This is a genomic window from Dyella sp. 01N448 (assembly GCF_056399225.1).
Genome location: NZ_JBFTQX010000011.1, coordinates 48941 through 62915 on the forward strand (window position 1 = coordinate 48941; position 13975 = coordinate 62915).

At 65.4% G+C, this 13975-nt stretch carries 15 protein-coding genes; all 15 read right to left on the reverse strand.

The features are described 5' to 3' along the window. Positions 1 to 8: 8 nt before the first annotated feature. Complete coding sequence (locus AC1DKY_RS16855) at positions 9 to 749, reverse strand: flagellar motor protein (RefSeq protein WP_441602963.1); 741 nt, start codon at positions 747 to 749, stop codon at positions 9 to 11. Between the two features lies 1 nt (position 750). After that, positions 751 to 2706: a chemotaxis protein CheA gene (locus AC1DKY_RS16860; protein WP_441602964.1), complete on the reverse strand. Its 1956-nt coding sequence runs from the start codon at positions 2704 to 2706 to the stop codon at positions 751 to 753. A 3-nt stretch (positions 2707 to 2709) separates the two neighbouring features. Beyond that, the gene (locus AC1DKY_RS16865) at positions 2710 to 3351 is read right to left on the reverse strand and encodes a protein phosphatase CheZ (RefSeq protein WP_441602965.1); all 642 of its coding nucleotides are present in this window, start codon (positions 3349 to 3351) and stop codon (positions 2710 to 2712) included. Continuing rightward, positions 3348 to 3755, reverse strand: coding sequence for a chemotaxis response regulator CheY (gene cheY, locus AC1DKY_RS16870; RefSeq protein ID WP_121882234.1), 408 nt, complete (start codon positions 3753 to 3755; stop codon positions 3348 to 3350). Before cheY ends, AC1DKY_RS16865 begins: the two co-directional genes overlap by 4 nt. Before the next feature lie 128 nt (positions 3756 to 3883). Continuing rightward, a complete protein-coding gene (locus AC1DKY_RS16875; protein ID WP_441602966.1) occupies positions 3884 to 4657 on the reverse strand; it encodes an RNA polymerase sigma factor FliA in 774 nt (257 codons plus the stop codon). Between the two features lies 1 nt (position 4658). Then, positions 4659 to 5600 (reverse strand): nucleotide-binding protein, encoded by a 942-nt coding sequence (locus tag AC1DKY_RS16880; protein ID WP_441602967.1) that lies wholly within the window; start codon positions 5598 to 5600, stop codon positions 4659 to 4661. Further along, positions 5597 to 7021 carry a flagellar biosynthesis GTPase FlhF gene (gene flhF, locus AC1DKY_RS16885; protein ID WP_441602968.1) on the reverse strand — a complete coding sequence of 475 codons (1425 nt, stop codon included), beginning with the start codon at positions 7019 to 7021 and terminating at the stop codon, positions 5597 to 5599. The genes AC1DKY_RS16880 and flhF overlap by 4 nt, the downstream gene beginning before the upstream one ends. A gap of 143 nt (positions 7022 to 7164) precedes the next feature. Next, on the reverse strand, positions 7165 to 9255 hold the full coding sequence (gene flhA / locus AC1DKY_RS16890) for a flagellar biosynthesis protein FlhA (RefSeq protein ID WP_441602969.1): 2091 nt from the start codon (positions 9253 to 9255) through the stop codon (positions 7165 to 7167). A gap of 10 nt (positions 9256 to 9265) precedes the next feature. Further along, the gene (flhB, locus tag AC1DKY_RS16895) at positions 9266 to 10402 is read right to left on the reverse strand and encodes a flagellar biosynthesis protein FlhB (protein WP_441602970.1); all 1137 of its coding nucleotides are present in this window, start codon (positions 10400 to 10402) and stop codon (positions 9266 to 9268) included. Positions 10403 to 10412: 10 nt separating this feature from the next. Next, the gene (gene fliR / locus AC1DKY_RS16900; protein WP_441602971.1) at positions 10413 to 11183 is read right to left on the reverse strand and encodes a flagellar biosynthetic protein FliR; all 771 of its coding nucleotides are present in this window, start codon (positions 11181 to 11183) and stop codon (positions 10413 to 10415) included. Beyond that, positions 11180 to 11449 carry a flagellar biosynthesis protein FliQ gene (fliQ, locus tag AC1DKY_RS16905; RefSeq protein ID WP_046973101.1) on the reverse strand — a complete coding sequence of 90 codons (270 nt, stop codon included), beginning with the start codon at positions 11447 to 11449 and terminating at the stop codon, positions 11180 to 11182. Before fliQ ends, fliR begins: the two co-directional genes overlap by 4 nt. Continuing rightward, positions 11446 to 12237 (reverse strand): flagellar type III secretion system pore protein FliP, encoded by a 792-nt coding sequence (fliP, locus tag AC1DKY_RS16910; protein ID WP_441602972.1) that lies wholly within the window; start codon positions 12235 to 12237, stop codon positions 11446 to 11448. Before fliP ends, fliQ begins: the two co-directional genes overlap by 4 nt. Beyond that, the gene (fliO, locus tag AC1DKY_RS16915) at positions 12237 to 12605 is read right to left on the reverse strand and encodes a flagellar biosynthetic protein FliO (RefSeq protein ID WP_441602973.1); all 369 of its coding nucleotides are present in this window, start codon (positions 12603 to 12605) and stop codon (positions 12237 to 12239) included. Before fliO ends, fliP begins: the two co-directional genes overlap by 1 nt. Before the next feature lie 5 nt (positions 12606 to 12610). After that, the gene (gene fliN / locus AC1DKY_RS16920; protein ID WP_441602974.1) at positions 12611 to 12949 is read right to left on the reverse strand and encodes a flagellar motor switch protein FliN; all 339 of its coding nucleotides are present in this window, start codon (positions 12947 to 12949) and stop codon (positions 12611 to 12613) included. Then, on the reverse strand, positions 12946 to 13962 hold the full coding sequence (gene fliM / locus AC1DKY_RS16925; protein ID WP_441602975.1) for a flagellar motor switch protein FliM: 1017 nt from the start codon (positions 13960 to 13962) through the stop codon (positions 12946 to 12948). The genes fliN and fliM overlap by 4 nt, the downstream gene beginning before the upstream one ends. Positions 13963 to 13975: the final 13 nt, after the last annotated feature.

Sequence of the window (13975 nt, forward strand, 5' to 3'; positions counted from 1 at the left end):
CGCCTCCGTTACGCCAGGTAACCCTGGAGCTTCGCTTCGATCTGGCGAGGGTTGGCGCCCTCGGCGATGGAGACGAGGCCTTCGATGAGGATTTCGCGCATCTGCGTCTGCTTGTGGATCAGCGCCTTCAGGCGCGCCGACATCGGCAGCATCCACAAGTTGGCCAGCGCCACGCCGTAGATCGTCGCCACGAACGCGGCGGCAATGCCGTGGCCCAGCTTGCTCGGATCGGCCAGATTCTGCATCACCGCCATCAGGCCCATCACCGCGCCGATGATGCCCATGGTCGGCGAGAAGATGCCTGCCTGCTCGAACACTTTCGCGCCGGCCAGATCATGGTGTTCGCGCGCGCCCACTTCGACTTCGAGCACGCCGCGGATGGCCTCGGGCTCGCTGCCGTCGACCAGCAGCTGCAGGCCTTTGCGCACGAAGGTGTCGTTTTCCGCGTCGATCTGCGGCTCCAGGCCCAGCAGGCCCTGGCGACGCGAAATTTCGCTCCAGCCCACGATGCGGCTGATCAGATCCGATGGCTGGTGCTGCGGCGGCTTGTACACCAGCGGGAACATCGACATCGCGTGCTTGAGCACCTTGCCGGAGTTCTGCACGAGCAGTGCCGCGATGGTGCCCATGAACACGATCACGAACGCCGCCGGATTCCACAGCGCTTCCACGCTGGAACCCTTGAGGATGGTGCCGACGATCACGACCACGAAGGCCAGGATCGTCCCGATGAGACTTACCAGATCCATGTCAGGTATTCACTCGGAGGGATGGGAGGAGTTGACCGTCGCTGCCGGACAAGCCGGCAAGATCCATCACCAGCGCAAGACGGCCGTCGCCGGTAACGGTGGCGCCCGCCACGGCGGGCACGCCTTCGAACAGGGGGCCGAGCGGTTTCACCATCACGTCTTCGCGGCCAAGCACTTCATGCACCAGGCAGCCCAGGCGCATATGGCCGATGTGCAGCACCACTACGTGGCGACCCGGCGCAGCGTCCACACCGATCCAGCCGCCAAGGTTGGCCAGCGCGAGCGCGCGGCCGCGATGCGAAGCCACCGCACGCCCGTCCAGTTGCTGTTGCTGCCCCGAGGCCAGTTCGAACACTTCATCGACATTGCTCAGCGGCAGCGCAAGCAGACGCGAGCCCACGCGCACCATCAGTACGCGCTGGATCGCCAGCGTCAGCGGCACGGCCAGCTCCAGCGTGCTGCCTTTGCCCAGCTGCGAGCGCACCGACAAGGTGCCGCCCAGCTCCACCACGCGCGTCTTCACCACGTCCATGCCCACGCCGCGACCGGAGATGTCGGAGACGGTGGCGGCCGTGCTGAAGCCAGGGCGGAAAATAATTTCGTAGCATTCGTTCTCGGTGAGGCGCGAAGCCTGCGCCTCATCCATCACCCCCTTCTCCACCGCCTTGCGGCGCAGGATCTCGGGATTCATGCCGCGCCCGTCGTCGGACACGGTGATCACGATGCGCTCACCGCGCTGGCTCGCGCCCAGCGTGACCTTGCCCTTGCGCGGCTTGCCGGCGCGTTCGCGTTCGTCCGGCATTTCCACGCCGTGATCGAGCGCGTTGCGGATCAGGTGCACCATCGGATCGGCGAGCGCTTCGACCAGGCTGCGATCGAGATCGGTGCCCTCGCCTTCCTGGATCAGTTCCACTTCCTTGCCGAGCTGGCGCGAAAGATCGCGCACGATGCGCGGAAAGCGCTGGAACAAGCGGCCCACCGGCTGCATGCGCATGCCGAGCACGGCGTTCTGCAAGGCATCGGCCACGCGATCGAGTTCGGTGGCGGCCAGCTCGAGCGTTTCATCGCCGGTCTTGGCCGCCAGGCTCAGCAGTCGGTTGCGCACCAGCACCAGCTCACCGGCGCGGTGCACCAGGGCGTCGAGGCGGGCGGTGTCCACGCGCACGGTGTTTTCGGGCGCCGGCGCCGCCTGCTTAGCCGGTGCGGCGGCGGGAGCAGGTGCGGGGGCAGGAGCGGATGCCGGCGCGCTCGCGCCCGGTAGTCCGCCCTTGCCGTGAAGATTGTCGAGCAGCGATTCGAACTCGTCGTCCGAGATCGTGCCTGCGGTTGACGATGCGACGGCCGCGTTCGTCGTCGCGCCAGGCTGGCCGCCCTTGCCATGCAGGTTGTCCAGCAAGGCTTCGAATTCGTCGTCGGAAATGCTGCCCGATTCGGCCACCGCCGCGGGCGCACCCGGTGCGCCGCTGTTCCCGTAGAGGCTGTCGAGCAGGGCCTCGAATTCGGAATCGTCGATCGTGCCGTCGCTCGGCGGCGGCGCTACCGGCGCGGCCACCGGCTTGGGCGCCGGTGCAGCGGCCTTGCCCGGCGTCAGGCGTTGCAGCAGGCCAGCGGGCGGCATCGCCATCGCCGTGCCGCCGGCCAGCGCCGCCATCATGTCGTTGAGCAGATCCAACGCTTCCAGCAGCGCATCCATGCGGCTGGCATCGAGCAGCAACTGCCCGTTGCGCGCCACGTTGAGCAGATCCTCGGCGTGATGGCACAGCTGCACCATCGGCTCGATCGCAAGAAAGCCCGCGCCGCCCTTCACCGTGTGGAACGCGCGGAACACCGCGTTCAACAGTTCGGCGTCGCGCGGCGAGGCCTCCAGCCCGATCAGCTGATCGCCCAGGCGCTGCACCAGTTCCCCGGCTTCCACCAGGAAATCGTCGCGCAACTCGTTGTCGAACGAGGGATCCATCGATCAGAAACCGAATTCGCTCAACAGACGATCCGCCTCATCCTGGCTGGTGACTTTGACCGGGCCGGCGGCGGCTTCGCCCGACGCCAGCGCGCCGGTGAGGCTCACCAGTTCCAGCAGCGAGTTCTCCACGCTGCCGATGAAATTCACCACCTTCTTGATGCGCTGACCCGAAAGGTCCTGCCACGACTGCGCGACCACGAAATCGGCGAGGCCATCGCGGCAAGCATGGGCGAACGCCTGCGACTGCGTCGCCAGCACATGCGCAACTTCGCCTTCAGTGGTGCCATCGATCACGGCACCGGCGTTCTCGGCCAGCGCGTCGGCCTGCGGACGCATGCGCTCGACGAAATCGAGCGAGCGATGCGCGGCCTGCGAGCTCATTTCCAGCACGTCTTCCAGGTGCTTGCGTGCATCGGCGACGCTGCCCGGCACGCCTTCCTGGGCGAGGTCGCCGCCGAGGCGGCGCACCGCATCGTGCAGATCGCGCGCAAGCAGGCCGAGTGCGCGGAACACGCGCTGTTCGCGCTCGCGCACCAGCGCGTCGAGGGCCTTTTCAAAGGCAGCACCATCAGCGCTGTTGAGCAGGTCATGCAGTTCAGGCGGCATCGCTTCGCCGGCCATCAGGGAAACTTGTGCGTTCATGCGGTGGCTCCGCTGGCGGCCAGACGTTCGAAGATCTTGCTCAGCTTTTCCTGCAGGGTCGCGGCGGTGAACGGCTTGACGATGTAGCCGTTCACGCCGGCCTGGGCGGCGGCAATGATCTGGTCGCGGTTGTTCTCGGCGGTCACCATGAGTACCGGCATGCCCTTCAGCGAGGGCTCGGCGCGGATCGCGCGCAACAGGTCGATGCCCGTCATGTTGGGCATGTTCCAGTCGGTCACGACCATGTCGAAGGCGTTGTTGCGCAACATGGTCAGGGCGTTCTCGCCATCGTCGGCCTCCTGGATCAGGCCGTTGCTGAAACCCAGCTCGACCAGCAGGTTGCGAACGATGCGCCGCATGGTGGAGAAGTCGTCCACCACGAGGATCTTCATATTCTTGTCCAAACGCTTTCTCCGCTGCGCGTAGATATGACTTGTGTTGAACAGGGACGAGGGACGAATTGCGCGGACGCAACGACCGAACGTCGGTTCGACCCTGATCGGCGCAGCGACCGTCCGGGCTCGCGCCCTTGTTACTCGCCCCTCGCCCCTTTACGTTTTCCAGCCTTCCTCTCCTGCCCCTCATGCCAACCGCTCATCCGCGCTCGCAAGCGCACGATGGCCTGGCCGTGGATCTGGCACACGCGCGATTCAGTCACGCCGAGCACCGCACCAATCTCCTTGAGGTTCAGTTCTTCCTCGTAGTACAGGGACATCACCAGCTGCTCGCGTTCGGGCAGGCCGCCGATGGCTTCCACCAGGGCCTCGCGCATGCCTTCGTGCTCGACACTGTCCGCCGGGCTCAGGCTGTCGCCGTCGGCCACGTCGAACGCTGCGCCACCATCCGCATCGTCCGGTGCGGAAAGGCTGAGCAGGCGTGCACTCGCCGCGTCGGCCAGCACCTGGTGATATTCCTCGGCGCCCATGCCCAGTCGCCGCATCACTTCGGCGTCATCGGCATCAGAACCGGTTTCGATTTCAATCTGACGAACAACCTCCGCCATTTCGCGCACTTTTCGATGCACCGACCGTGGGGTCCAGTCGGTGCGCCGCAATTCGTCGAGCATCGCGCCACGGATGCGGATACCCGCAAACGTCTCGAAGCTCGCATTCTTGCCGGTGGTGAAATTGCGCGCGGCCTCCAGCAAACCGATCATGCCGGCCTGAATCAGGTCGCTCACGTCCACGCTGGGCGGCAATCGACCCATCAGGTGATAGGCGATCCTTCGCACCAAGGGAGCGTGCTGGCGAACCAGTTCGTCGGCACTCTGCCGCGTCAGCTGCAGATATTCGGAAGCCACACTCATGTCACCACCCCGTTGCTACTGCGGCCTGCCTGCTGAAAAAGGCGATGCGATCCAGGCCCAGTCGCTCGGGTTCACCCCATGTATCGACCGCACCCGCCAATTGCTTGAATGCCAATCCCGACCGGCTCGACGGCCACAGGTCCACCACCGCGCTCTGGCGACGGATGGCCTGCTTGAGTCGTTCGTCATGCGGGACATGGCCCATGAATTCCAGCGCCACATCGAGGAAGCGATCGCAAACTCGTGCGAGTTTCTGATGCAGCTGCCTGGCTTCGCCCAGGTTGCGCACCATGTTCGCCACCATGCGGAAGCGGCGCACGCCAAAATCGCGGCTGAGTACCTTGAGCAAGGCATACGCATCGGTGAGCGAAGCTGGTTCGTCGCACACCACCACCACCACGTCATCGGCAGCGGCGGCGAACATCGCCACGTTGTCGGAAAGTCCTGCGGCGGTATCCACCACCAGGTAGTCCGGCGGTGTCACCAGATCGTCAAACGCGCGGATCACCGCCGCGTGCTCGCCCGCCCCCAGCTGCGCCAGTCGACGCGTGCCCGAACCGGCCGGTACCACCTTGAGGCCGTGCGGCGCGGTCATCAGCAGATCCTCGATCGAGCAGACGCCGTCGAGCAGGTGGCCGATATGACGCGTGGGCGTGAGGCCGAGCAGCACGTCGATATTGGCCAGGCTCATGTCCGCATCGAGCAGGATCACCTGGTGACCCTGCACGGCGAGCGCCATGCCCAGGTTCACCGATACCGTGGTCTTGCCCACGCCGCCCTTGCCGCCGGCCACCGCGATGGCGCGGCAACGCTTGCGCGGCGCAGAGCCGCTCAATCCATACGCCTGGTCCTGGACCGGCGCCTGTCGGCTATGTCGTTCGGTCAGCGCACGCAGCATGCTTTCCAACCCCATCGCCTGGTTCATTGCAAAGACACCGCTCATGCACTTGCCACCGCTAGTCCGAAGCGATCCGCCATCACCACGTCATCGGCCGGCGCCGTGCCCTTGAGCACTTGCGCGGCACGGCACACCAGCACCCGCGCATCGGCTGTGGCGATGTCTTCGGGCACGCGCTGTCCATCGGTGACGTAGTCGAGCGCGAGTCGGTGACGGATCAGCACCGACAGCGCGCCGCCGAGGCTGGGAGCCTCGTCGAGTTTGGTGAGAATGCAGGCGTGCGGCTTGACCGGCAGGTAGGCGCGCACCGCTTCGTCCAGCGACGAGGCATGTGCATTCGCCGCCATCACCAGGCAGGCGCGCAGATCGCCGCCGTTGCCCAGCACTTCCAGCTGTTCGGCCAGGCGCGGATCGCCGCCGGCCAGGCCGGCGGTATCCACCAGCACGGTGTGGTGGCCGCGCAGCAATTCCAGTACATGGCGCAGGCTGTCGGCGTCGTAGGCGGGATACACGCGCACGCCGAGCAGGCGGCCGTAATGTTCCAGCTGCGCCGCGGCGCCAATGCGGTAGTGATCGGTGCTGACCAGCGCGACCTGCGATGCGCCGTTGCGCATCACCGCACGCGCGGCGAGTTTCGCGATGGTGGTGGTCTTGCCCACGCCGGTGGGACCGACCAGCGCAGTCACGCCACGACGCTCCGAATGGTCGCGCGGGCTGATCGACAGGCTGCGGCTGAGCACGCCCAGCGGCAGATAGCGCGCCTGCTCGGCGTTGATCTCGACCGGCAACTCGCCGACCAGCTGACGGGCCACATCCGGTTCGATGCCGAGCCGCGTCATTTCGCGCAGCACGCGGGCGCGCATCGGCTGACGGCGTTCCAGGTCGTTCCAGATCAGGCTGGACAGCTGCGTTTCCAGCAGGTCGCGCAGGCTGCCCAGTTCGGCGCGTACGCGTGCGGTGTCCTGCATGGCGCGTTCGAGCAAGGGGTGAATCGAGGCGGTGACCTCGCCAGCCACATTGGCCTGCGCAGATTCCACCGATGCGGATTTTTCTTCCAGCGCCTTGGCCTGCGATGCGGCCGGCTTGCGGGCCCCCAGCGTTTCGATCGTCGGCTCCATGCGCGGCGCGGCGGTGGCGCGACGCGAGAGCGACACGGTCACGCCATCGTCCTCGTGACGGTTCGCCGTCGGCAGCGGCGGCGGCATGACGTCGGCACGGCGTGCAACGGAGGCTTCCACATCGCGGTGCGACGCGGCGGCAGCCGGTGCGCGGTTTTCCACTTCCAGCGGCGCACCGTGGCGCGCGGCTTCGCGCACCAGGGCTTCGTCGAAATCCACGGCAGCGATGATCTCGATGCCGTCGTCCATCCGGCGCGTGGACAGGATCACCGCATCCGGTCCCTGGTCTTCGCGCACTTCACGCATGGCCTGGCGCATATCCGGGGCCACGAAACGCTTGATCTTCATGCCTTGCTGCTCCGCGAAACAGGGACGAGGGACGAGCGGCGAACCTGCGCGGCCGTGCCTCGTGGCACGTACTGCCCATTCGCCAACGACTCGATGTTTGCGCCCTCGCTACTCATCCCTATTCCCTCTCTCGTCTGCTTGATTCAGCGACCCAATGCCTGCACCAAACGCACTCGGCGGTTGTCCGGCACCTCGTTGTAAGCCAGTACGTGCAGGTTCTGTGCCACATGGCGAGTGAAGCGTGCGAGCCACGGACGCAGCTGCGGCGCGACCAGCAAAACGGCCGGTTCGCCGCTCATTTCCTGCTTGCGCGCAGCGTCGGCAACGCCTTGTTGCAGGCGGTCGGCGAGGCCTGGCTCCACCGCGGCGCCCGCTACGCCGCCATTTGCGAGCGATCCCAGCAGGATCTGCTCCAGCTCCGGCGCCAGCGTGATGACCGGGATCTCGGTACCGAGCCCGGAGATCTCCTGGACGATCTGGCGACCGAGCGCCACGCGTACGGCAGCGCTGAGGGCGCCGGGATCCTGACTCTGGTTGGCGTGCTCCGCCAAGGATTCGACGATGGAACGCATATTGCGGATCGGCACCCGCTCGGCCAGCAGGTTTTGCATGACCTTGACCACCACGCCCAGCGACAGGCGCTTGGGCACCAGGTCTTCCACCAGCTTGGGCGTGGTCTGCGCGAGGCGATCGAGCAGCTGCTGCACGTCCTGATGGCCGAGCAGTTCGTGCGCGTGGCTCTGCAGGATGTGCGACAGATGCGTGGCGACCACGGTGGCCGGATCGACCACGGTGTAGCCCAGACTCTGCGCCGTTTCGCGCTGGCCCGGTTCGATCCACAGCGCTTCCAGGCCAAACGCCGGATCGCGCGTGGCGATGCCTTGCAGCCCCTCCTGCACGCGACCGGGGTTGATCGCGAGCAGCCGATCGTTGTGCACCTCGGACTCGCCCATGGGCACGCCCATCAGGCTGATGCGATAGGTGTTGGGACCAAGATCGAGGTTGTCGCGGATATGCACCGGCGGCACCAGGAAGCCCAGCTCCTGCGAGAGCTTGCGGCGCACCGACTTGATGCGGCCCATCAGCTCGCCGCCCTGGTGCGTGTCCACCAGCGGAATCAGCCGATAACCTACTTCCAGGCCCAGCGGATCGACGCTGGCGACATCTTCCCAACCCAGTTCGAGACGTTCCGTCGGCGCGGCCGGCGGCGGCACCTCGGCGGCAGCTTTCGCCACGCGCTCAACCGCTTCGCGATCGCGCTTGATCATCAGCCACGCCGCACCGCCACACGTGCCGCCCAGCAGCAGGAAGGCGATATTGGGCATGCCCGGGATCAGTCCCATCACGCCCAGCACCACGCCCGCCACGGCGAGCGCACGCGGCTGGCCGAACAGTTGGCCGACGAGCTGCTTGCCCATGTCGGTGGACTTGGACACGCGCGTCACGATCACCGCGGTGGCGATGGACAGCATCAGCGACGGTACCTGCGCCACCAGGCCGTCGCCGATGGTGAGCAGCGTATAAGTCTTGGCGGCTTCACCGGCGGAAAGCCCGTGCTGGAAGATGCCGACGAAGAAGCCGCCGACGATGTTGATGATCAGAATCAAAATGCCGGCGGTGGCGTCGCCGCGCACGAACTTGGAGGCGCCGTCCATCGAGCCGTAGAAGTCCGCTTCCTCGCGCACTTCCTGGCGACGGTCGCGCGCCTGTTCCTGGTTGAGCAGGCCGGCATTGAGATCGGCGTCGATCGCCATCTGCTTGCCGGGCATCGCATCGAGGGTGAAGCGCGCGGTCACTTCGGACACGCGGGTGGCACCCTTGGTCACCACCACGAAGTTGATGATGGTGAGGATGGCGAACACCACCAGGCCCACCGCGAAATTGCCGCCGATGACGAACTCGCCGAAAGCTTCGATCACCTTGCCCGCGGCGCCAGGGCCGTCGTGGCCATTGAGCAGCACCACGCGCGTGGAGGCGATGTTGAGCGCGAGGCGCAGCAAGGTCGCCATCAGCACCACGGTGGGAAACGCGGCGAATTCCAGCGGGCGCATCACGTAGATCACCGCCAGCAGGATCACCAGCGACAACGCGATGTTGAAGCTGAAGAGCATGTCCAGCAGGAACGGCGGCAGCGGCAGCATCAGCATCGCCAGCGCGGCGAGCATGATCACCGGCGCACCGAGGCCGCGGCGTCCGAGCATCTTGAGATTGCCTAGGGCAGTCGTGTTTGCCATCACTGTTCCGTCAGAACTTGTAGGGACCCATCAGGTCCGGATCAACATCGGGTTGCGGCGCCGACGGCGGCGCATCACCGCGCGACACCGCCTGCTTGAGCTGGAAGACATAGGCGAGCACCTGCGCCACGGCGACGTACAGCGCCGAGGGAATCTCGCGATCGATCTGGGTCGTGGCATACAGCGCGCGGGCCAGCGGCGGCGCTTCCACGGTGGGGATGCGATGGCTGGAAGCGACCAGGCGGATCTGCAGCGCCAGTTCGTCCATGCCCTTGGCGATCACGCGTGGCGCGCCCATGCGGCCTTCGTCGTAGCGCAGGGCCACGGCAAAGTGCGAAGGGTTGGTGACCAGCACGTCTGCCTTGGGCAGCTCCTGCATCATGCGCTTGCGCGCCATCTGGAACTGCAGTTGGCGGATGCGGCCCTTGAGCTCGGGGTTGCCGTCGCTTTCCTTCGATTCGTCCTTCAGTTCCTGGCGCGTCATGCGCAGGCGCTTGTTGTGGTCGAACTTCTGGTACAGCGCGTCCGCGCCACCAATCAATGCGAGGATGGAGCCGAACAACAGCGCGCCATGCCCCAGCAGACTCATGGCCTTGAAGGTGCCGGCGCGCACTTCACCGACGCCGGTCGCCATCAGGTCGTCCTGCCAGTTTTTCAGCACCATCACCAGGATGCCGCCGATCAGCAGCAGCTTGAGCAGCGACTTGGCCAGCTCCACCAGGCCGCGCATGGCGAAGATGCGGCCGAGACCCTTGATCGGATCAAGCCGCTCGAACTTGGGCTCAAGCGCTTCGGCACTGAAATTGAGTCCGCCCAGCAACAGCGGCGCCGCGAGCGCGGCCAGCATGGTGGCCAGCGCCACCGGGGCAAACAGCGACATCGCCTCGTGCATCGCCATCGAGAGCGCGCGTCCGGGCAGTTGCTCGGAAAACAGCGCAGCGCGATCGTAGGTCAGCCCCAGTCCATAGATGCGCCTGACGTGTTCCATGGCCGCTGCGCCGCCATTCATCAGCGCGGACACGCCGGCAAGCACCACCACGGCACCTGACAAATCGCGCGATCGGGGGACATCGCCCTTTTCGCGCGATTCGCGCAGGCGCTTTTCGGATGGTTGTTCAGTGCGTTCCTGATCGTCGTTCTCTGCCATGGCGTATCCCTCAACCGCCCGCCAGCTCGTGCATCAACGTCCATGCGGTGTTCTGCAGGGACTGGAAGGCACCCGGCAAGGTGTGCAGCGACAGCCATAGCGCGACGAAACCCAGGGTCACCGTGATCGGGAAACCTACCGCGAACAGATTCATGGACGGCGCCGCGCGACTGATCGCGGCAAAACCGATATTGACCATCAACAACGAAGTCATCGCCGGCAGCGCCACGCGCACGGCGCCACCAAACAAATGGGTGGCGAATGCGACCACGGCATACAAGCCCTTGGGATCGATCACTGCCTGCCCCGGCGGCAAACTGTGAAAACTGTCGGCCAGCAGCGAAATCAAACGCAGATGCCCGTTCATGGCGAGGAACAGCAGCATCACCATCAACAGATAAAACTGGCTGAGCACCGGCGAACTGCCACCGCCACGCGGGTCCACGGTTTCGGCAAAGCCCAGGCTCATGCTCTGTCCGACCAACTGGCCGCCGAGCGACACCGCTTCGAAAGCCAGTTTCAACACGAAGCCGATCGATGCGCCCATCAACAACTGCGCCACCATGGTGGTGATGCCGTCGGCCGTCATCGGATCGATCGTGGTCGGCGCGAGCGGCGCCAGCACCACGGTCAGCATCAACATGATGGCAAGGCGAAAGCGCTGCGGCAGCACCGAGTCGCCGAACACCGGCGCGACCAGGCACAGCCCACCCACGCGCGCCATCGCCCACAACAGCGAGCCAATCAGCCCCTGCAACTGGGCGAGCTGCACCGTGGTCACTTCACTGCCCCGGGCAGACTCTCGATCAACTGGCGCGTGAACTGCACCAGCGTGCGCAGCATCCAGGGGCCGGCGATCAGCGCGACCGCGGCCATGGCGACGACCTTGGGGATGAAGCTCAAGGTCATTTCGTTGATCTGCGTGGCGGCTTGCACCACACCGATGATCAGGCCTACCAGCAGTGCGGTGAGCAGCAGGGGTGCGGCCACCATCATGGCGACGTAGAGCGCGTGCTGGCCGAATTCGATGACTGACTCAGGCGTCATGAGTAAAAACTTCCCGCCAGCGTACCCAGCAGCAAGGTCCACCCATCCACCAGCACAAACAGCATGATCTTGAACGGCAGCGAGATGATGGTGGGCGACACCATCATCATGCCCATCGACATCAGCACGCTGGCCACCACCAGGTCGATGATCAGGAACGGAATGAACAGCAGGAAGCCCATCTGGAACGAGGTCTTCAGCTCACTGGTGACAAAGGCCGGCATGGCGACGCGAAACGGCACGTCTTCCTTGCTGGCGTACGGCTGCTCATTGGCCAGGTGCGTAAACAACTGCAGATCCGCATCGCGTGTCTGGTCGAGCATGAAATGCTTGAACGGTGCGGCGGCGGCAGGCACCGCCTGCTCGGCCGTCATCTGGCCGTCCATATACGGCTTCACGCCATCGGCATAGGCGCGATTGAGTACCGGCGACATCACGAACAGCGTGAGGAACAGCGACAGGCCCAGCAGGATCTGGTTGGACGGCGTGGAACTCGTGCCAAGCGCCTGACGCAGGAAACTCAACACGATCATGATGCGCGTGAATGACGTCATCATCAGCAGCACGGCCGGCAGCAACGTCAGCACCGTCATCAGCGCCAGCAGCTGCAACGAGAGCGTCCAGTTCTGGGCGCCGCCCGGCGCGTTCTGCACGGTCAGCACCGGAATACCGGCCGGCGACGACGGCATCTGCAGCATGGAAGGCATCGCGGGCATGGCCGGCGCCGCCCACAGCAGCATCGGACACAGCATCAGCAAGACCAGGAGAATCCAACGAGCGTGCTTCATCACTTGCGCTTCCAGCGGGCCAGCACGTCGCCGAACGGCGCGATCGGCGGTTGCGGACTGGCTTCCGGCGCGGGCGCCACGCCTTCATAAACGTGCAGCGTGCGCATGCCGCCCTGCCCCATGCCGATCAGCAGACGCTTGCCGTCTGCCTCCACCAGCATCAGGCGATCGCGCGCACCCACCGCCATGGTTTCCACGCAGCGCATGCGGCGCCCGCCCGGCGTCGTGCGTGCCTGCAGCCGACGGCTGAACCAGCCGGCCACGAAGATCAGCGCAATGATCGCCGCGAGACTCAACACCACGCGCACCAGCTCGCCACCGACATTGATCTCGGGCGCAGCGGCAACGGGAAGGACCAGGGCCATCATCGTGCTCACCGCAACTTGCGCACGCGCTCGGCCGGACTGATCACGTCGGTGAGACGGATACCGAAGCGGTCGTTGATCACCACCACTTCACCGTGCGCCACCAGCGTGCCGTTGACGAACACGTCCAGCGGTTCGCCGGCGGAGCGATCCAGTTCCACCACAGAGCCCTGGTTGAGCTGCAACAGGTTGCGGATGCTGATGCGGGTGCGGCCCACTTCCATGGCGAGCGTGACCGGTACATCGAGAATCATGTCGAGGTTGACTTCGGAGCCTTCGCCCAGCGGGGCGCTCAGCTGATCGAATTCGACGCGCTGGGTAGCGCTGGCGGCGTCATTGGGGGTCATGCGAGGTCAATCTCCAGGGTGGTTTCGGTCGACAGGCGCACTTCGCGGCGCCCCGTCTGGGCATGGAAGCGGACGGCAGTACGGCCGTTGTGCTGGCCGTAGCGGCCACGGAACACGGGCACGTCTTCGGCGAATACCGTGCTGAATTCCGGCAGCTGGATCGGCAGCACGTCGCCCGGACGGAGGCGCAGGAATTCGCCGATGCTCAGGCGCGTTTCGAGCAGCAGCGAGCTGAGCTCCACTTCCGCATCCAGCACTTCGTCCTGCAGCGTTTCGGCCCAGCGGTGATCGCGATCGACGCGGTCGCTCTGCACGCCGGCGTCGAGCAAGGTGCGGATCGGCTCGACCATGGCGTACGGCAGGGTCAGATGCACTTCGCCGCCACCGCCGTCGAGTTCGATATGGAATTTGGACACCACCACCGTTTCGGTGGGGCTGACGATATTGGCGAACTGCGGGTTGATTTCGGAATTGAGGTATTCGAAGTTGAGCGGCAGCACCGGCGCCCACGCTTCCACCATCGAGGCAAACAGCTCGGTCAGCATGATCTGGATGACGCGGTTTTCGGTTGGCGTGAAATCGCGGCCCTCGATGCGCGCATGGAAACGGCCGTCGCCACCGAAGAAGTTGTCGATCACGGTGAACACCAGGCGCGGCTCCATCACCACCAGCGCGGTCCCGCGCAGTGGCTTGATGCGCACCAGGTTGAGGTTGCTGGGCACGGCCAGCGCATGCACGTACTCGGCGAACTTCATCATCTTCACGCCGAGCACCGACACTTCGCAGGTCTTGCGCAGCACGCCGAACACGGCCGTGCGGAAGAAGCGCGCAAAGCGATCGTTGACCATTTCCAGCGTGGGCAGGCGACCGCGCACGATGCGGTCCTGCTGGGTGAAGTCGTACGAGATCACCGCATCGGGCGGCAAGGGCTCGTCATTGCCCGTTTCGACGGCGCCACCTTCCACGCCGTCGAGCAGGGCATCGATTTCTTCCTGTGAAAGCAGGTCGCTCATCGCCGCTGTCCCG